Source organism: Ancylobacter sp. FA202 (genome assembly GCF_000380205.1).
GTDB lineage: Bacteria > Pseudomonadota > Alphaproteobacteria > Rhizobiales > Xanthobacteraceae > Ancylobacter.
In genome coordinates this window covers 4,647,821-4,665,541 of sequence record NZ_KB904818.1, presented here as the reverse complement: position 1 = coordinate 4,665,541, position 17,721 = coordinate 4,647,821, and the positions used below count along the sequence as shown (strand labels likewise).

The following is a 17,721-nucleotide window of genomic DNA, read 5'->3' as shown; positions in this document are numbered from 1 at the left end:
GCGCGCGCCCTCGCGCGGGAGTCCCCGCCAAGAAACCGGAACGCCAAAGGCGACCGCTGAAAAGACGAAACGTGAAACGCTCAAGGAGCTGACGATGAAACGCCTGACGACGCTTTTCTCCGCTACCGCCTTCGCGCTCGGCGCGCTGGCCCTCGCCCTCCCCGCCTCGGCGGCGGACAAGGGCACGGTCGGCATCGCCATGCCCACCAAGTCCTCCGCCCGCTGGATCGCCGATGGCGACAACATGGTGAAGGTGCTGAAGGAGCGCGGCTACACCACCGACCTGCAATATGCCGAGGACGACATTCCCAACCAGCTCTCGCAGATCGAGAACATGGTGACCAAGGGCGCCAAGGTGCTGGTGATCGCCTCGATCGACGGCACCACCCTGTCCGACGTGCTGAAGCAGGCGCATGACAAGGGCATCAAGGTCATCGCCTATGACCGGCTGATCCGCGAGACGCCGAATGTCGACTATTACGCGACCTTCGACAATTTCCAGGTCGGCGTGCTGCAGGCGCAGTCGCTGCTCAAGGGCCTCGGCTATCCCGAGAACAAGGGCCCGTTCAACATCGAGCTGTTCGGCGGCTCGCCGGACGATAACAACGCCTATTTCTTCTATGACGGCGCCATGTCGGTGCTGAAGCCGCTGATCGACAATGGCACGCTGAAGGTCGCCTCCGGCCAGATGGGCATGGACAAGGTCTCGACCCTGCGCTGGGACGGCGCCACCGCCCAGGCCCGCATGGACAATTTGCTGAGCGCCTACTACTCCGACAAGACGCTTAATGGCGTGCTCTCGCCCTATGACGGGCTGTCCATCGGCATCCTGTCCTCGCTCAAGGGCGTCGGCTATGGCTCGGGCAAGATGAAGATGCCCGTCGTCACCGGCCAGGACGCCGAGGTGCCGTCGATGAAGTCGATCCTCGCCGGCGAGCAGTATTCCACCATCTTCAAGGACACGCGCGAACTCGCCAAGGTGACGGCCGACATGGTCGACGCCTCGCTCAGCGGCAAGGAAGTCACGGTCAACGACACCAAGACGTACAACAATGGCGTCAAGGTCGTGCCGTCCTACCTGCTCAAGCCGGTCGTGGTCGACAAGGGCAACTGGGAAGCCGTGCTCATCGGCTCCGGCTATTACAAGCCCGGCCAGATCAACTGACCCCATCCGCACCCGCCGATCCCCGCGCCGGACTGGTTCCGGCGCGGACCCGGCCATTGGAGCGAGCCATGAACGCTCTTCTCGAAATGCAGGGCATCAGCAAGCACTTCGCCGGGGTGAAGGCGCTGAGCGATGTCACCTTCGCCGTCCGACCCGGCGAGATCCATGCCCTTGTCGGCGAGAACGGCGCGGGAAAATCCACCCTGATGAAGGTGCTGAGCGGGGTCTACCCGCACGGCTCCTATGACGGCGCCATCGTCTTCGACGGCGAGGAACGCCGCTTCAGCGACATCAACGCCTCGGAATCGCTTGGCATTATCATCATCCACCAGGAACTCGCCCTCGTTCCCCTGCTGTCGATCGCCGAGAACATCTTCATCGCCAACCCGCCCGGCCGCTTCGGCATCATCGATCGCGGCGCGGTGCACCGGCGCACCCGCGAACTGCTCGCCAAGGTAGGGCTGGAGGAATCCCCCGACACGCTGGTGACCAATATCGGGGTCGGCAAGCAGCAGCTGGTGGAGATCGCCAAGGCGCTGTCGAAGAAGGTGCGCCTGCTCATCCTCGACGAGCCGACCGCCAGCCTCTCGGAAAAGGACAGCGCGGCGCTGCTCGACCTGCTGCTGGAGTTCAAGGCGCAGGGCATCGCCTCCATCCTCATTTCGCACAAGCTGAACGAGGTCTCCAAGGTCGCCGACCGCATCACCGTGCTGCGCGACGGGCGCACCGTCGACACGCTCGACTGCCATGACGGCGCGGTGGAGGAAGACCGCATCATCTCCAAGATGGTCGATCGCGACCTCGAACACCGCTACCCCAAGCGCCAGCCCACCATCGGCGAACCGATCTTCAAGGTCAGCAACTGGTCGGCCTATCACCCGCTGCATGCCGACCGGCAGGTGATCAAGAATGTCGATTTCGAGGTGCGGCGCGGCGAGATCGTTGGCATTGCCGGGCTGATGGGCGCGGGGCGCACCGAATTCGCCATGAGCATCTTCGGCCGCGCCTGGGGCCAGAAGATCAGCGGCCGGGCGGAGATGGAGGGACGCGAGGTCGACCTCTCCACCGTGCGCCGCGCCATCGATGCCGGCCTTGCCTATGTGACCGAGGACCGCAAGCAGCTCGGCCTGCTGCTGGCCGAGGACATCCGCAAGAACGTCACGCTGGCCAACCTGCCGGCGATCGCGCCGGGCCGCATCATCGACGACATGAAGGAACTGCGCGTCGCCTCCGACTATCGCGGGCGGATGCACATACGCTGCCACAGCGTGTTCCAGGAGACCGGCAAGCTCTCCGGCGGCAACCAGCAGAAGGTGGTGCTGTCGAAATGGCTGTTCACCGACCCCAAGGTGCTGATCCTCGATGAGCCGACACGCGGCATCGATGTCGGCGCCAAGTACGAAATCTATTGCATCATCAACGAGCTGGCGGATGCCGGCAAAGGCGTGGTGGTGATCTCCTCCGAGATGCCGGAACTGCTCGGCATCTGCGACCGCATCTGCGTGATGAACGAGGGCGCCTTTGTCGGCGAGTTCACAGGCACTGAGGCCTCGCAGGAGAAGATCATGCGCGCCATCATGCGCAAGGGAGAGCAGCGCCCCATGGAGGCATTGGCATGAGCGATACCGCTCTCAAGGACAAGCCGCGGCATGCCGGCTTCCTGAAGAACAATCTGCGCGAATACGGGATGCTGATCTCGCTCTTCGCCATCATGATCTTCTTCGAGGTGGTGACGAACGGCACGCTGATGCGCCCGCTCAACCTCACCAATCTCGTGCTGCAGAACAGCTACATCGTCATCATGGCGCTGGGCATGCTGCTGGTCATCGTCACCGGCCATATCGACCTCTCGGTCGGCTCGGTGGCCGGCTTCATCGGCGCGGTGGCGGCGGTGCTGATGGTGAAGTTCGATGTCCACTACATCCCCGCAACGCTGATCTGCCTGGCGCTGGGCGGGCTGATCGGCGCGGCGCAGGGCTATTGGGTGGCCTATTTCAAGATCCCGTCCTTCATCGTGACGCTGGCCGGCATGCTGGTGTTCAAGGGGCTGGCGCTCGCCATCCTCGCCGGCCAGTCGGTCGGTCCGTTCCCGCCCACCTTCCAGAAGCTGTCCTCCGGCTTCATCCCGGAACTGGTGCCGGACGCCGGCACGCTCTACCCCACCTCGCTGGCGGTGGGCGCACTGCTCGCCCTCGCGCTGGTGTGGCTGAACTTCCGTGGCCGGGCCCGGCAGGAGGCGCACCATGTCGAGACCGAGCCCTATGGCTTCTTCGTCGCCAAGAACGTGGCGCTGTTCGGCGTCATCACCTATTTCGCCTATCTGATCGCCTCGCATCGCGGCATGCCGAATGTGCTTGTGATCATGACGGCGCTGATCGCGCTCTATGCGTTCGTCACCACCCGCACCACCATCGGCCGGCAGATCTACGCCGTCGGCGGCAATGAGAAGGCGGCCAAGCTCTCGGGCATCAAGACCGAGCGGCTGACCTTCCTCACCTTCGTCAATATGGGCGTGCTGGCGGCGCTGGCGGGCCTGGTCTTCGCCGCCCGGCTCAACACCGCGACGCCGAAGGCGGGCCTCGGCTTCGAACTCGACGTCATCGCCGCCTGCTTCATCGGCGGCGCCTCGGCCTATGGCGGCGTCGGCCGCGTCGGCGGCGCGGTCATCGGCGCGCTCATCATGGGCGTGATGAACAACGGCATGTCGATTCTCGGCATCGGCATCGACTACCAGCAGGTGATCAAGGGGCTGGTGCTGCTCGGCGCCGTCTGCCTCGACGTCTACAACCAGCGCCGCGCGTAAGCGTGGCCCGTGCGGCCCGGCGCTCCCCAGCGGGGCGCCGGCCCTGCGGGAAGGCGCCCGGCTTGACAAGAGCGGCGCGCTGGCCGACCCCGGTTGTCCGCACCCCTCCCCGCACCCGGCGCGCCATGTTCCGCTTCCTGCATTCCAGCGACCTGCATCTGGGCAAGCGCTTCGGCAGTTTTTCCGGCGACCTGCCGGGGCGGCTGCGCGAGGCGCGCCACGGCGTGATCGCCCGGCTGGCGCAGCACGCGCGCGAGCACGGCGCCGGCACCATCCTGCTCGCCGGCGACACCTTCGACACCGAGACCCCCGCCCCCGAGGTGCGCCGGCAGGCGCTGGCCGAAATGCGCCACCACGCGCCGCTCACCTGGGTTCTCCTGCCCGGCAATCATGATTCGCTGCAGGCGGCGCCGCTCTGGGCGACGCTGAAGGCGGAGGCGCCTGATAATGTGATCCTCGCCACCACGCCCCGGCCGCTGGACCTCGCCCCCGGCGTGGTGCTGCTGCCTGCCCCCTGCACCACCCGCCGGCCCGGTCGCGACCTCACCGAGTGGATGGACGGCCACCCGACCCCGGAAGGCACGCTGCGCCTCGGCCTCGCCCATGGCGCCATTCGCTCCTTTTCCGAGGACGCGGTGGCGGGCGACGTGATCGCCCCCGACCGCGCCCGCCGCGCCGGCCTTGCCTATCTCGCGCTCGGCGACTGGCACGGGGCGGTGGAGGTCGATTCCCGCACCCGCTACAGCGGCACGCCCGAGCCGGACCGCTTCAAGCACGAGGCGCCGGGCACGGCGCTGCTGGTCAGCCTTGCGGGAGCGAATGCCCTGCCGGAGGTGACGGCGCTGCCGACGGCGAGCTTCGCCTGGCGTTCACTCGATCTGCATCTGCTGGAAGGCGACGACCCCGTGGCGGCGCTGGTGGCGCGGCTGCCGGAGGCGCGGGCGCGCCGGCAGACGCTGGCCCGCCTCATCGCCAGCGGGCACACAAGGCTGGCCGGCCAGGCCGCACTGGCGGGCGCCGTTGCGGAGGCCGCGCCGGATTTCGCCCTGCTGGAACTTGACGAGACAGGCCTTTCCACCGCCTGCGTGCCGGACGATCTCGACCTTATCGACCGGGCCGGCGCGCTGCGCGAGGCCGCCGATGCGCTGCTGGCGGAGGCCGGCGATGCCTCCCGCTCCGCCGCCGAGCGCGAGGTCGCCCGCGCGGCGCTGGCGCGGCTCTATTCCTATGCGCAGACGGTGGCGTCATGAAGATAACGGCGCTGCGCCTGTTCAATGTGAAGCGCTTCGCCAATCGCGGCGTGGCGATCGAGGGCATCGGCAACGGCGTCAACGTGCTGTGCGCCGTCAATGAATTCGGCAAGTCGACCAGCTTCGAGGCGCTGCACGCGCTGTTCTTCCAGCCCCATTCCGGCACGCCGGGCGATGTGCAGCGGCTGCGGCCCTATAGCGGCGGCAGCCCGCTTGTTGAGGCCGACATCGCCACCGAGGCGGGCCGCTTTCGGCTCACCAAGCAATATTATGGCGGCCGTTCCGCCCGCGTCACCGATCTCGCCACCGGCCGGCTGGTGGCGCAGGCGGACGAGGCGGAGAACTTCATCGCCGGGCTCATCAAGGGCGGCACCGCCGGGCCGGCCGGGCTGCTCTGGGTGCGGCAGGGGCTCACCGGCATCGAGAAGCGCAGCAAGTCGGAAGAGGACAGCGAGAAGCAGGTGCGCGCCAGCCTGCTGGAATCGGTGCAGGGCGAGGTCGAGGCCGTCACCGGCGGCCGGCGCATGGCGGAGATCATCGCGGCGACGCAGGACGCGCTGGCCGAACTCGTCACCGCCACCGGCCGCCCGAAGACCGGCGGGCGCTACGCCGCCGCCCTCGATGCCCGGGACCGGCTGGTGGCGCAGGAAGAGCGACTGGCCGGCGATGTGCGGACCCTGCGCGAGGCGCTGGACCGCCGCGCCACCGCCGTGAAGCGGCTCGCCGAACTGGAGAACGCCGAGGACCGGCAGGCGCGGGCCCGGGCGGTGGAGAGCGCGCAGGCCGCCTTCGACGCCGCCAAGGCGCAGGGCGAGGCGCTGCGCACCGCCGAGGCGGAGGCCGGGCTGGCCCGCGAGCGCCGCGACGCCGCCGAGCGCGAACTCACCGCCTATCGCACCGTCCTTGCCACCTCGGACGCGCATTGGGCGGCGCTGCAGGCGGCGGAACTGCGGCGCGAGGCGGCGGTCGGCAAGCGCCACGCCGCCGGCGCCGGGGTGGAACAGGCCCATGCCGAGGTCGCGGCGGCGGAAGCCGCCGAGCAGGAGGCCCGCCAGCTGCTGGCCCGCGTTGACGCGGCGTTGAGGGCGCGCGAGGCACAGGCGCGGCACGCGGCGTTGAGCGAGCGGCTGGCCGGCGCCGAGGATGCCCGTAAGGCGCTGGAAGCCGCCGAAGCACGGCTCGCCACCGAGGCGATTCCGCCAAGTGCGGTGGAGGAACTTCAGGCGCTGGAAATCGACATCGCCACGCTCCGCGCGGTGGAGGAGGCGGCGCGCCCCTCGGTGGCGATCGCCTATGCCCCCGGCGCGGCCTCGCCCGTGGTCATGGAATCGGCGCCGCTGCGCGAGGGCGAGGAACGCGGCTATGAGGGGCAGGCGGAGCTGGTCATCCCCGGCATCGGCACCCTCACTTTGCGCTCCAACCGGCCGGCGCAGGACAATAGCCGGCTGGAAAAGGCCGTCGCCAAACGGCGGACGCTGCTGGCCTCAATGGGGGTCGACGATCTCGCCGCTGCCCGCGCGCGGCAGATACGGGCGCAGCAGATCGACGCCGAGCGGCGGGAACTGAACGGCCGGCTCAGCTTGCTGGCGCCGGAGGGGCTGGCAAAGCTCCGGGCGGATGTGGCCGCGCATGGCGCGCGCGGCACCGAGGACATCGAGCTGACGGAGGACACGGCGCAGGCTCAGACGCAGGCGCAGGCGGCCCTCTCCGCCGCCGAGGCGCGGCGCACCCTCGCCCGGCAGGCACTGCGGGCGGCCGAGCCGCTGCGGGCCCGCGCCGACGAGGCGTTTGTCGAGGCCGAGACCGCGCTGGCCGCCTTGAAGGCCGAGCGCACCCGGATCGAGGCCATTCTCGGCCCGGATGAGGCGCGCGGCGCCCGGCTGCAGGAGCTGTCCGAACGCTTCGAGCAGCGCGACCGGCTCGGCGCGAGTGCCGAGGCGCAGGTGCAGCGCCTGCGCGCGAGCGTTATCGATCTCGAATCGGCCGAGGCCGCGCTTCGCCGTGCCCGCTCGGTCGCGGACGCCACCGACAAGGAAGCCGCCGCCCTGCGCGAGGCCATTGCGGGCCTGAACGCTGAGATCAGCACCCGTTCCGACGAGGCGGTGGAAGAGATGTGGGGCGAGGCGAAGGAGGCGCTTGCCGCCGCCAGCGCCCGGGTGGAGGCCTTCAGTGCCGAAATCCGCGTGCTGCAAAGGCTGGCGGCTGCGCTGGAGGCGGCACGGGCGCAGGCGCGCGATCTCTATCTCAAGCCCGTCATGGCCGAACTCACCCCGCTGCTCGGCCTGCTGTTCGACGATGCCGCCATCACCTTCGACGACAAGACGCTGCTGCCGCAGACCCTGCGCCGCAACGGCCATGAGGAGGATGTCGACCGGCTGAGCGGCGGCATGCGCGAACAGCTCTCGGTGCTCACCCGCCTCGCCTTCGCCCGCCTGCTCGCCCGCGATGGGCGGCCGGCGCCGGTTATTCTCGACGACGCGCTGGTCTATTCCGACGATGACCGTATCGAACGGATGTTCGACGCGCTGCACCGCCAGTCGCGCGACCAGCAGATCATCGTCTTCTCCTGCCGCCAGCGCGCCTTCCAGAAGCTCGGCGGCCATGTGCTTGCTATGACCGACTGGCAGCCCGGCGCGAGCACCGGCGGCTAGAACCGCACCACCTTGCCGGGGTTCATCAGGTTGGCCGGGTCGAGCGCGGCCTTCAGCGCGCGCATCATGTGGAGCTTGGCCGGGTCGCCATAGCGGTCCAGCAGGTCGAGCTTGACGGTGCCGATGCCGTATTCCGCCCCGAAGGAGCCGCCCATCGCCACGGCGAGGTCATAGATTCGCGGCGACACCTCGCGCTCGAACCACGGCTTGTAGCCGGCGGGGTCGACGCCCACGGGGGCGACCACGTTGAAATGCACATTGCCGTCGCCGACATGGCCATAGATGGAGAGCCGCCCGCCGGCGCTGTGCGCCTCGACCAGCGCGCTGGCCTGCGTGATGAAGGCCGGCAAGGCCGAGGTCGGCACCGAAACATCGTGCTTCACCGAGCCGCCATTGGCGACTTCCGCCTCGGGAATATGCTCGCGCAGATACCACAGCTGGTCGCGCTGCTGGCCGCCGGCGGCGAGTGTGCCGTCGCCGACCAGCCCCTCGCCCATAAGCTCCTCCAGCAGCGTCGCCACCGCGTCCTCCAGCCCCAGCACCGGCGAGCAGGTCTGCGCCTCCATCAGCACATAATGCGGCGCCGGGCTCTCCAGCGGATGGCGCAGGCCGGGCTGCGCGGCGAGCAGCAGGCTGAGCGAATGCTGCGAGACGTACTCGAACGAGGTGATGTTCTCGCCGGTCAGAATCTGCGCCCGTGCCAGCAGCGTGGTCAGCGCGTCGATCGCCTCGACCGCGAGGAAGGCCGTCACCGTCTGCGCCGGCTTTCGCGCCAGCTTCAGCGAGGCGGCGGTGATGATGCCGAGCGTGCCCTCGGCGCCGAGCAGCATTTGCTTCACGTCATAGCCGGTGTTGTTCTTGCGCAGCGGCTGCAGCACGTTGAGCAATTGCCCGTCCGGCAGCACGGCCTCAAGGCCCAGCACGAGGTCGCGGGCCATGCCGTATTTCAGCACCGAGATGCCGCCGGCATTGGTGGAGAGGGCGCCGCCGAGCTGGCAGGACTGGCGCGAGCCGAGATCCAGCGGCAGCATCAGGCCGGCCGCGTCGGCCGCCTCCTGCAGCACGCTCAGCACGCAGCCCGCTTCCGCCGTCAGCGACAGATTGGCGGCGTCGATCGCGCGCACGCCATTCAGCCGCTCCAGGCTCAGCACCAGCTCGCCGCCCTCCGGCGAGGGGGTGGCGGCGGCGCAATAGGAGGTGTTGCCGCCCTGCGGCACCAGTGGCACGCCATGGGCGGCGCACAGCGTGACGATGGCCTGCACCTCGGCCGTGGAGCGCGGGCGCAGCACGGCGCGGGCGGCCCCAGTGCGGAAACGGCGGAAATCGGTGAGATAGCGCGCCACCACATCCGGGTCGGTGGCGGTGATCTCCGGCGGCAGGCTGCCGAGGACGCGGGTGATCGGGTCCAGCTCTGCCATATCAGCCATCTCTTCCTCGCCGCTCTCACCTGCCCCGCGCGGGCCGTGCGAGATAGCCGGTGGGCGGCGCGGCTGGCAAGCCGGTCCGTGGCGCGGCGCGAGGTCAGATCCGGCTGAGAATGGCGCCGGCGAGCCCGGCCACCGTCGCCACATGGGCGCGGCTCGCCTCATAGGCGCCGGCCGCGTCCCGCCGCAGCAGCGCCGCGTGCAGCAGCCGCATTTCGGCGATGGCGGCCCTGTGCCGCCCTTCCTGGGCAATGGTCATCGAGCGCAGATGGTTGATCCGGGCATTGAGCGAGCGCACCACATCCCACGCCACCTCCTTGCCGGCGGCGACGAACAGCTTCTCGTAGAATTCCGTCGTCCGCCGCAGCACTTCGCGCGGGCTGCCGGTCTGGAAGGCGGCGTCGATCTCGTCGATCACCCCGCCAAGCTCGGCAATCGCCGCCTCCGGGGCGTTCAGCGCGCAGGCCCGCGCGGCCTCGCTCTCCAACAGGCCGCGTATCTCGTAGATCTGCGCCGCCTGCGCCGGGTCCGGCTTGGTCACGGCCGGGCCCTGATGGGGAATGGTCTCCACCAGCCCCTCGGCCTCCAGATGCCGCAGCACTTCGCGCACCACGCTGCGGCTCACCCCCAGCCGCTCGCACAGCGTGCGCTCCACCAGCCGCTCGCCGGGCTTGAAGCGGAAATCGAGAATGGCGTCGCGCATCTTTTCCAGCGTCAGGCTGCGCAGCGTGGTGACGCTGCGCTCGACCTTCATCTCTTCATTCGCCGTGTTCGATTCCGTCGTCGCGACCATGGCCGTCTCCCCTCCCGCCTCTTGTCGCCCGAGCGGCGCGGGATGACAATTGACTCGATTGTCTTATGGTATACCATCATACGTAACTTGAGGCCATCGTCGCTGAACGACTGCCCGCCCGGCACCGCTCAGCCCGTCTTTCGTGAGACAGATCATGCCGTTGCAGCTGCGCAAGCTCGTCACCTATGCCGAGACCACCTTCATCGAGGGCGGGCGCGCCGCCCCCACGCCGCTGCGCCTCTATGCGGCGGCGGCCGTGCTCACCAATCCGTGGGCCGGGCGCGGCTTCGTCGAGGATCTCAAGCCGGAGATTCACGACATCGCCCCCCAGCTCGGCGCGCTGCTGACCGAGGAAATCCTCCGCATGGCCGGCTCGGGCGAGACGGTGGAGGGCTATGGCAAGGCGGCGATCGTCGGCACCTCGGGCGAGGTGGAACACGCCTCGGCGCTGATCCACACGCTGCGCTTCGGTAATCACTACCGCAAGGCGGTGGGCGCCAAGAGCTATCTCGCTTTCACCAACACGCGCGGCGGGCCGAATGCCGCCATCGCCATTCCGCTGATGGACAAGCTGGATGAGGGGCGCCGCTCGCACTACCTCACCATCCAGTTCGCCATCAACGACGCCCCGGCGCCCGACGAGATCGTGGTCGCGCTCGGCGCCTCCATTGGCGGGCGCCCGCATCACCGCATTGGCGACCGCTATCAGGACCTCAAGGACCTCGGCTCCACCCAGGGGCTGGACACCGCCCCGGGCCTCGACGCCGCCGGCGCGGATTCCTCCCATGGCTGAGGTTCGCACCCTCGCCTATGCCGGCCGCGACGGCGCCCTCGCGCAGGTTGCCTATCGCCGCGCCGGCGTGGTGGGCGCGCCTGTTGTGGTGCTGATCCATGGCGTCGGCATGGCGAGCGAGGTGTGGGGCCCGCAGATCGCGGCGCTGGCCGAGGGCCATGACGTGATCGCGCTCGACATGCCCGGCCATGGCGGCTCCAGCCTGCCGCCGGCAGACGCACGCCTCTCCGACTATGCCGATCACGTCATCGCCCTGATGGATGGGCTGGGCCTGGCCTCGGCCGCGCTGGTCGGCCATTCCATGGGCGCGCTGGTGGCGCTGGAGACGGCGCTGGCGCATCCTGCCCGGGTGCGCGCCGTCGCCGCGCTCAACGCCGTTTTCTGCCGCACGCCGGAACAGCGCGCCATCGTCACCGCCCGCGCCGGCGCGCTGGACGCGGAAGGCCGGGCCGCCTCGCACGCCGCCGCCGTCGCCCGCTGGTTCGGCGCGCCGGTGCCGCCGGAACTGGAGGCGAGCGCGGCGCAGGTGACGGCGCTCCTCGCGGCGGGTGATCCGGTCGGCTATGCCCGCACCTATGCGCTGTTCGCCGCCTCCGACGCCGCCCATCGCGACCGGCTCTCCAGCCTCGCCCTGCCGGCTTTGTTCATGACCGCCGATGGCGACGGCAATTCGACCCCCGCCATGTCGCAGGCGATGGCCATGCTGGCCCCGCAGGGCCGCGCCGAGGTGCTGGCAGGCGCCCGCCACATGATGACGCTGACCCACCCGGACGCCGTGAACGCACGGCTTCTCACCTTCATCGATGCATCGGCCGCGCCCTTCGACGCAAAAGCCTTCCGCCAAGCGCTCGGTGCCTTCCTCACCGGCGTCACGGTCGTGACGACGCGCAACGCGGCCGGCGAGATGCGCGGCTTCACCGCCAATTCCTTCTCCTCCGTCTCGCTCGATCCCCCGCTCATCCTGGTGTGCCTGGCGAAAACCGCGTCGAGCTTCCCGGTGTTCTCAGCGGCGGAAAACTTCGCCGTCTCGGTTCTGGCGGCGGAGCAGAAGGACGTTTCGGCCCTGTTCGCCTCCAAGTCGCCGGACAAGTTTTCCGGCGCGCCCTGGCAGCTCGGCCCGGCCGGCAGCCCGGTCATCTCAGGCGCGGCGGCGTGGTTCGATTGCCGCAGGCACGAGGTGGTGGAAGCCGGCGACCATGTGATCCTGATCGGCCATGTCAGCGGCTTCGGCACGCGCGATGTCGCCCCGCTCGGCTATTGCCGCGGCGCCTATGTCGATGTCTCGCTCGGCCAGCAGGCGCTGGCCAAGCGCGACGAGCCGGCCCGCGTCGGCGCCCTTCTGGAACAGGACGGCGCGCTGCTGCTGGTCGAGGACGGCACGGGCGGGCTCGACCTTCCCGCCGGCACCTGCCTGGAGTCGGCCACCAATCCGCGCAGCCTGCGGGGCGCGCTGGCCCGGCTCGGCGTCGAGGGCCGGCTCGGCTTCCTGTTCGCGGTGTTCGAGACCCCGGGCGAAGGCTCGGCCCCGCCCACGGTCTCGATCTATTATCGCGGCGGATATGAAGGCACGCCGCGCCCGGAGGCCGGTGCCCGCCTCGTGCCGCTGGAGGCGGTCGACCTCGCCCGCCTGCCGGACGAGGCCACCCGCTCCATGCTGGCGCGCTATCTGCGCGAGCGGCGCGAGGATGCGTTCGGTATCTATGTCGGCGATGCCGAGCGCGGTCAGATTCACCCGCTCGCCGCCGCCCCCCACGGCTGAGACCAGAACCGGGATCACCCTCATGAAGTTCTCCCTTTTCGTCCATATGGAGCGCACCGATCCCGCCATTCCCCATGCGAGGCTGTTCGCCGAGCTGGAGGAGCTGGCGCTCACCGCCGAGGGCGCGGGCTTCGAGACGGTGTGGATCGGCGAGCACCACGCGATGGACTTCACCATCGCCCCCAACCCCTTCATCCAGCTCGCCCATCTCGCGGCGAAGACCAAGACCATCCGCCTCGGCACCGGCAATGTGATCGCCCCGTTCTGGCACCCGATCCGGCTGGCCGGCGAGGCGGCGATGATGGACATCGCCTGCGAGGGCCGGCTCGATCTCGGCGTGGCGCGCGGCGCCTACAGCTTTGAATATGAGCGCCTGCTGCCCGGCCTCGACGCCATGGGCGCCGGGCTGCGCATGCGCGAGCTGGTGCCGGCGGTGCAGAAGCTGTGGGAGGGCGACTATGCCCATGAGGGCCAGTTCTGGAGCTTCCCCACCTCCACCGCCTCGCCGCTGCCGGTGCAGGAAGGCGGCCCGCCGATCTGGATCGCCGCGCGGGACCCCAACAGCCACGCCTTTGCCGTCGCCAATGGCTGCAATGTGCAGGTGACGCCGCTCGCCTCAGGCGATGGCGAGGTGGTGAGCCTGATGGAGCGCTTCAACACCGCCGTCGCCGACCACAAGCAGGTGCCGCGCCCGAAGATCATGCTGCTGCAGCACTGTTTTGTGGCGGAGTCGCCTGCTGAGGCCGACCAACTCGCGGACGATCTTTCCGCCTGGTACGGGCTGTTCGGCGCCTGGTTCGCCAATAAGCGGCCGATCCATCAGGCGATCATGGCGCCGCTGTCCCCGGAAGAGCGGGCCGCCGTCCCGCACTTCGCCCCGGAGGTCGTGCGCAAGAATCTCGTCATCGGCGAGCCCGAGGAGGTGATCGCCCGGCTGAAGGGTTATGAGGCGCTCGGCTTCGACCAGTTCGCGCTGTGGATCGACGCCGGCATCAGCCATCAGCGCAAGGCGAAGTCGCTGGACCGCTTCATCCGCCACGTCCTGCCGGCTTTCGCGTGAGGGTGAGCCGATGACCGCCCTGCGCGACGATTTCCGGCTCTATATCGACGGCGCCTTCGTCACCGGCGGGGCGAGTTTCGAGAGCCTCGATCCCTCCACCGGCCAGCCCTGGGCGGTGATGCCGGCCGCCACCAGCGCCGACGTGAACCGCGCGGTGGAAGCCGCCTACCGCGCTTTTGACGCGCCGGAATGGGCAAACCTCACCGCCACCGCGCGCGGCAAGCTCTTGATGCGGCTCGGCGATCTCGTCGCCGCGCATGCGCAGGAACTGGCGGAGCTGGAGACCCGCGACACCGGCAAGATCATCCGCGAGACGCGGGCGCAGATCGGCTATGTCGCGGAGTATTATCGCTATTTCGGCGGCCTCGCCGACAAGGTCGAGGGCGCCCATCTGCCCGTCGACAAGCCGGATATGGAAGCCTGGCTGCGGCGCGAGCCGATCGGCGTCGTCGCCGCCGTGGTGCCGTGGAACTCGCAGCTCTTCCTCTCGGCGGTAAAGCTCGGCCCGGCGCTGGCGGCGGGTTGCACCGTGGTGCTGAAAGCCTCCGAGGAAGGCCCCGCCCCGCTGCTCGCCTTCGCCCGGCTGGTGCATGAGGCGGGCTTTCCCCCCGGCGTGGTCAACATAATCACCGGCTTCGGCGAGGAATGCGGCAAGACGCTCACCGCGCACCGGCTCGTCTCCCGCGTCGCCTTCACCGGCGGCCCGGCGACCGCGCGCCATGTGGTGCGCAACACGGCGGAAAACCTCGCTTTCACGACGCTGGAACTCGGCGGCAAGTCGCCGGTGCTGGTGTTCGCCGATGCCGATCTGGAGAGCGCCGCCAATGCGGTGGTGGCCGGCATTTTTGCGGCCTCCGGCCAGAGCTGCGTCGCCGGCTCCCGCCTCTTCGTCGAGGAGAGCGTGCGCGAGAAGCTGCTGGCCATCCTCATTGAGAAGGCCCGCCGCATCCGCATCGGCGACCCGCAGGACCCGGCGACCGAGATGGGCCCGCTCGCCACCGCTCGCCAGCGCGCCCATATCGAACAGGTCGTCGCCGCCAGCCTCGCGGCGGGGGCCACCCTCGTCACCGGCGGCACGCGGGCGGAGGGGTTTGCCTCGGGCAATTACTACGCCCCCACCATCCTCGCCTGCGCCGGCAATGAAGTGCCCTGCGCGGCGGAGGAGCTGTTCGGCCCGGTGCTCAGCGTCATCAGCTTCGAGGGCGAGGTGGACGCGCTCAGTAAAGCCAATGACAGCCCGTTCGGCCTCGCCGCCGGCGTGTTCACCCGCGATCTCACCCGCGCCCATAGGCTGATCCGAAAGCTGCGCGCCGGCATCGTCTGGGTCAACACCTACCGCGCGGTCTCGCCCATCGTGCCCTTCGGCGGCTATGGCCTGTCCGGCCTCGGGCGCGAGGGCGGGGCGGAATCGATCCGCGACTACACCCGCACCAAATCGGTCTGGCTGCGCACATCAGACGAGCCGATCGCCGATCCCTTCGTGATGCGCTGAGGCCAAGCCATGCTCTACGAGATGCGTACCTACCGCCTGAAGACCGGCGCCGTCCCGGCCTATGTGAAGCTGGTGGCCGAGGAAGGCATCGCTTTGCAGAAGAGCCATCTCGGCCAGTTGGTCGGCTATTTCACCAGCGAGATCGGTCCGCTGAACGAGATCGTCCACATCTGGGCCTATGCCAGCCTGGATGACCGCGCCGCCCGCCGCGCGCGGCTGAACGCCGATCCCGCCTGGCTCGCCTTCCTGCCGAAGATCCAGGCGCTGATCGAGACCATGGAGAACAAGATTCTCCTGCCCACCGCCTTCTCGCCGCTGGACTGACGGAGGGGAGCCTTGAGGCCCCGCTCCTCGCCGCGACGCAAAAAGTCCGAGCGCCCAACGCGCCGCCTTCCACACCGAACGCCAACCAAAGGGGACTATCATGTCGCGCACATCACGAGCCCTCGGGGTCGCCGCCCTCGCCCTCGCCGCCGGCCTCGCCGGCGCCGCCATGGCGCAGTCGGGCTCCATCGTCTTCACCAGCTGGGGCGGCACCACCCAGGACGCCCAGAAGAAGAGCTGGGCCGTGCCCTTCACCAAGGAAACCGGCATCACTGTCAAGCAGGATGGCCCGACCGACTATGGCAAGCTGAAAGCCATGGTCGAGAGCGGCAACGTCTCCTGGGACGTGGTGGATGTGGAAGCCGATTTCGCCGCCGCCGCCGCCAAGGACGGGCTGATCGAGCCGATCGACTTTTCCATCGTCAAGCGCGACGAGATCGACCCGCGCTTCGTCACCGACCATGCGGTCGGCAGCTTCTATTATTCCTTCGTGCTCGGCTTCAACCCGGCGAGCCTGAAGGGCAAGGCGCCGAAGAGCTGGGCGGATGTGTTCGACACCAAGGCCTTCCCCGGCAAGCGCACCTTCTACAAATGGTCGGCGCCGGGCGTGCTGGAGATCGCCCTGCTGGCGGACGGCGTGGCCGCCGACAAGCTCTACCCGCTCGACCTCGACCGCGCCTTCAAGAAGCTCGACAGCATCAAGAAGGACATTGTCTGGTGGGGCACCGGCGCGCAGTCGCAGCAGCTGCTCGCCTCCGGCGAGGCGCCGATCGGCCAGTTCTGGAACGGGCGCATCTTCGCGCTGCAGCAGAGCGGCGAGAAGGTCGACCTGTCCTGGGAGCAGAACCTGACCGCCGCCGACATGCTGGTCGTGCCCAAGGGCGCGAAGAACAAGGAAGCGGCGATGAAGTTCATCGCCGAGGCGACCAGCCCGGAAGGGCAGGCGAGCTTCGCCACCGAGAGCGGCTATGCGCCGGTCAATGTGAAGTCCGCCGCGCTGATGCCGAAGGACGTCGCCGCTAACCTGCCCGACCAGCACACCGGCTCGCAGATCAATCTCGACATGGGCTACTGGGCCGCCCATCGCGACGAGATCGGCAAGCGCTGGTACGCCTGGCAGGCGGAGTGACCGGGAGTTCCCGGCACGCCGGCGACCGGTAAGTCGCGCTGGCGCGCGCCGCACGACATCTGCCCGTCCGCGCTTCCCACGGAGGAGAGCGCGACCGGGTGCGGAGGCGGGGCGCCGCACCCGGTCGCGTTGGCCTCTTTGGCCTCATCGGCCTGATCGTCCACCTCACTGCACTCATCGAACCGCCGTGATCGAGCCCTCATGACCGTGACCGACGTGCCGATTGCCACCCCCTCACCCGTCCTCGCCGCCAGCCGGCGGCGGGGCCGGGGCTTCGCGCCTGTCCTGCCGGCGCTCGCTCTGGTTGTGGTGGTGTTCGTGATTCCGGTGCTGGCCCTGCTGCTGCGCAGCGTGCTGGAACCCGAGCCGGGGCTGCAGAACTACGCCGCCTTTTTCGCCTCGACGACCTATCTCAAAGTGCTGGGCAACACCTTCCTGGTCGCGGGAACGGTGACGATCGCGACGGTTCTCCTTGGTTTTCCAGTGGCTTGGTTCCTGGCGATCGCGCCGTCTTTCTGGTCACGACTGCTGTTCGCCATCGTCATCCTGTCGATGTGGACCAACCTTCTCGCCCGCACCTATGCCTGGATGGTGCTGCTCCAGCGGACCGGCATCATCAACCGCACGCTGATGGATCTCGGCCTGATTTCCGAGCCGCTGCCGCTGATCAACAATCTGGCCGGCGTTACCATCGGCATGACCTACATCATGCTGCCCTTCATGATCCTGCCGCTGCACGCCACCATCCGTTCCATCGACCCCGCCATTTTCCAGGCCGCCGCCCTCTGCGGCGCCAGCCGCTGGCAGGCTTTCACCCGCGTCATGCTCCCCCTCACCGCCTCCGGCATCGCCGCCGGCGCGCTGATGGTCTTCGTCATGTCGCTCGGCTATTTCATCACCCCGGCCCTGCTTGGCGGCACCTCGAACATGATGCTGGCGGAGCTGATAGCCCAGCTGGTGCAATCGCTGCTCGACTGGGGTCTGGCGGGGGCGGCGGCGCTGGTGCTGCTGGTGATCACGCTCGCCATCTACATGGTGCAGCTACGCTTTTTCGGCTTCGGCCAGGCGAGGAGCTAGC

The 17,721-nt window shown here is 69.0% G+C and carries 14 protein-coding genes; 12 read left to right on the top strand and 2 right to left on the bottom strand.

Going from position 1 to position 17,721, the window contains the following annotated elements:
• Positions 1-94 precede the first annotated feature (94 nt).
• The 5 genes from chvE (at position 95) to A3M1_RS0121720 (ending at position 7,869) form a co-directional block, all read left to right on the top strand.
• Positions 95-1,165 (top strand): multiple monosaccharide ABC transporter substrate-binding protein, encoded by a 1,071-nt coding sequence (gene chvE, locus A3M1_RS0121740; RefSeq protein ID WP_018391095.1) that lies wholly within the window; start codon positions 95-97, stop codon positions 1,163-1,165.
• A gap of 68 nt (positions 1,166-1,233) precedes the next feature.
• Entirely contained in the window at positions 1,234-2,784 is a 1,551-nt protein-coding gene (gene mmsA, locus A3M1_RS0121735) for a multiple monosaccharide ABC transporter ATP-binding protein (protein WP_018391094.1), read from the top strand.
• Complete coding sequence (gene mmsB / locus A3M1_RS0121730) at positions 2,781-3,968, top strand: multiple monosaccharide ABC transporter permease (RefSeq protein WP_018391093.1); 1,188 nt, start codon at positions 2,781-2,783, stop codon at positions 3,966-3,968. Before mmsA ends, mmsB begins: the two co-directional genes overlap by 4 nt.
• A gap of 125 nt (positions 3,969-4,093) precedes the next feature.
• Positions 4,094-5,218 (top strand): DNA repair exonuclease, encoded by a 1,125-nt coding sequence (locus A3M1_RS0121725; protein ID WP_018391092.1) that lies wholly within the window; start codon positions 4,094-4,096, stop codon positions 5,216-5,218.
• Positions 5,215-7,869, top strand: a complete 2,655-nt coding sequence (locus A3M1_RS0121720; protein ID WP_018391091.1) for an AAA family ATPase — start codon at positions 5,215-5,217, stop codon at positions 7,867-7,869. The genes A3M1_RS0121725 and A3M1_RS0121720 overlap by 4 nt, the downstream gene beginning before the upstream one ends.
• Here A3M1_RS0121720 and A3M1_RS0121715 read toward each other — a convergent pair.
• Both A3M1_RS0121715 and A3M1_RS0121710 read right to left on the bottom strand, forming a co-directional pair.
• Complete coding sequence (locus A3M1_RS0121715; RefSeq protein ID WP_018391090.1) at positions 7,866-9,287, bottom strand: FAD-binding oxidoreductase; 1,422 nt, start codon at positions 9,285-9,287, stop codon at positions 7,866-7,868. The two genes, A3M1_RS0121720 and A3M1_RS0121715, sit on opposite strands and share 4 nt — an antisense overlap.
• A gap of 103 nt (positions 9,288-9,390) precedes the next feature.
• Positions 9,391-10,086, bottom strand: a complete 696-nt coding sequence (locus A3M1_RS0121710) for a GntR family transcriptional regulator (RefSeq protein WP_018391089.1) — start codon at positions 10,084-10,086, stop codon at positions 9,391-9,393.
• Positions 10,087-10,240: 154 nt separating this feature from the next.
• Between A3M1_RS0121710 and A3M1_RS0121705 the strand changes: the two genes are divergently transcribed.
• From A3M1_RS0121705 to A3M1_RS0121675, 7 genes are all read left to right on the top strand, one after another.
• Complete coding sequence (locus A3M1_RS0121705; RefSeq protein WP_018391088.1) at positions 10,241-10,879, top strand: amino acid synthesis family protein; 639 nt, start codon at positions 10,241-10,243, stop codon at positions 10,877-10,879.
• Positions 10,872-12,638: an alpha/beta fold hydrolase gene (locus tag A3M1_RS0121700; RefSeq protein WP_018391087.1), complete on the top strand. Its 1,767-nt coding sequence runs from the start codon at positions 10,872-10,874 to the stop codon at positions 12,636-12,638. The genes A3M1_RS0121705 and A3M1_RS0121700 overlap by 8 nt, the downstream gene beginning before the upstream one ends.
• Before the next feature lie 22 nt (positions 12,639-12,660).
• Positions 12,661-13,698: an LLM class flavin-dependent oxidoreductase gene (locus A3M1_RS0121695; RefSeq protein WP_018391086.1), complete on the top strand. Its 1,038-nt coding sequence runs from the start codon at positions 12,661-12,663 to the stop codon at positions 13,696-13,698.
• Between the two features lie 10 nt (positions 13,699-13,708).
• On the top strand, positions 13,709-15,190 hold the full coding sequence (locus tag A3M1_RS0121690) for an aldehyde dehydrogenase (RefSeq protein WP_018391085.1): 1,482 nt from the start codon (positions 13,709-13,711) through the stop codon (positions 15,188-15,190).
• A gap of 9 nt (positions 15,191-15,199) precedes the next feature.
• Positions 15,200-15,514 carry an NIPSNAP family protein gene (locus A3M1_RS0121685; RefSeq protein ID WP_018391084.1) on the top strand — a complete coding sequence of 105 codons (315 nt, stop codon included), beginning with the start codon at positions 15,200-15,202 and terminating at the stop codon, positions 15,512-15,514.
• Between the two features lie 100 nt (positions 15,515-15,614).
• On the top strand, positions 15,615-16,643 hold the full coding sequence (locus tag A3M1_RS0121680) for an ABC transporter substrate-binding protein (RefSeq protein WP_018391083.1): 1,029 nt from the start codon (positions 15,615-15,617) through the stop codon (positions 16,641-16,643).
• Positions 16,644-16,844: 201 nt separating this feature from the next.
• On the top strand, positions 16,845-17,720 hold the full coding sequence (locus A3M1_RS0121675) for an ABC transporter permease (protein WP_018391082.1): 876 nt from the start codon (positions 16,845-16,847) through the stop codon (positions 17,718-17,720).
• Position 17,721 lies beyond the last annotated feature (1 nt).

Bases quoted from the DNA above. Each gene is read 5' to 3' on its own strand.
- mmsB (WP_018391093.1), top strand. From the start codon at position 2,781: ATGAGCGATACCGCTCTCAAGGACAAGCCGCGGCATGCCGGCTTCCTG.
- A3M1_RS0121675 (WP_018391082.1), top strand. From the start codon at position 16,845: ATGACCGTGACCGACGTGCCGATTGCCACCCCCTCACCCGTCCTCGCC.
- A3M1_RS0121695 (WP_018391086.1), top strand. From the start codon at position 12,661: ATGAAGTTCTCCCTTTTCGTCCATATGGAGCGCACCGATCCCGCCATT.
- A3M1_RS0121685 (WP_018391084.1), top strand. From the start codon at position 15,200: ATGCTCTACGAGATGCGTACCTACCGCCTGAAGACCGGCGCCGTCCCG.
- A3M1_RS0121690 (WP_018391085.1), top strand. From the start codon at position 13,709: ATGACCGCCCTGCGCGACGATTTCCGGCTCTATATCGACGGCGCCTTC.
- A3M1_RS0121715 (WP_018391090.1), bottom strand. From the start codon at position 9,287: ATGGCAGAGCTGGACCCGATCACCCGCGTCCTCGGCAGCCTGCCGCCG.
- A3M1_RS0121705 (WP_018391088.1), top strand. From the start codon at position 10,241: ATGCCGTTGCAGCTGCGCAAGCTCGTCACCTATGCCGAGACCACCTTC.
- A3M1_RS0121720 (WP_018391091.1), top strand. From the start codon at position 5,215: ATGAAGATAACGGCGCTGCGCCTGTTCAATGTGAAGCGCTTCGCCAAT.
- A3M1_RS0121700 (WP_018391087.1), top strand. From the start codon at position 10,872: ATGGCTGAGGTTCGCACCCTCGCCTATGCCGGCCGCGACGGCGCCCTC.
- A3M1_RS0121680 (WP_018391083.1), top strand. From the start codon at position 15,615: ATGTCGCGCACATCACGAGCCCTCGGGGTCGCCGCCCTCGCCCTCGCC.
- A3M1_RS0121710 (WP_018391089.1), bottom strand. From the start codon at position 10,086: ATGGTCGCGACGACGGAATCGAACACGGCGAATGAAGAGATGAAGGTC.
- chvE (WP_018391095.1), top strand. From the start codon at position 95: ATGAAACGCCTGACGACGCTTTTCTCCGCTACCGCCTTCGCGCTCGGC.
- A3M1_RS0121725 (WP_018391092.1), top strand. From the start codon at position 4,094: ATGTTCCGCTTCCTGCATTCCAGCGACCTGCATCTGGGCAAGCGCTTC.
- mmsA (WP_018391094.1), top strand. From the start codon at position 1,234: ATGAACGCTCTTCTCGAAATGCAGGGCATCAGCAAGCACTTCGCCGGG.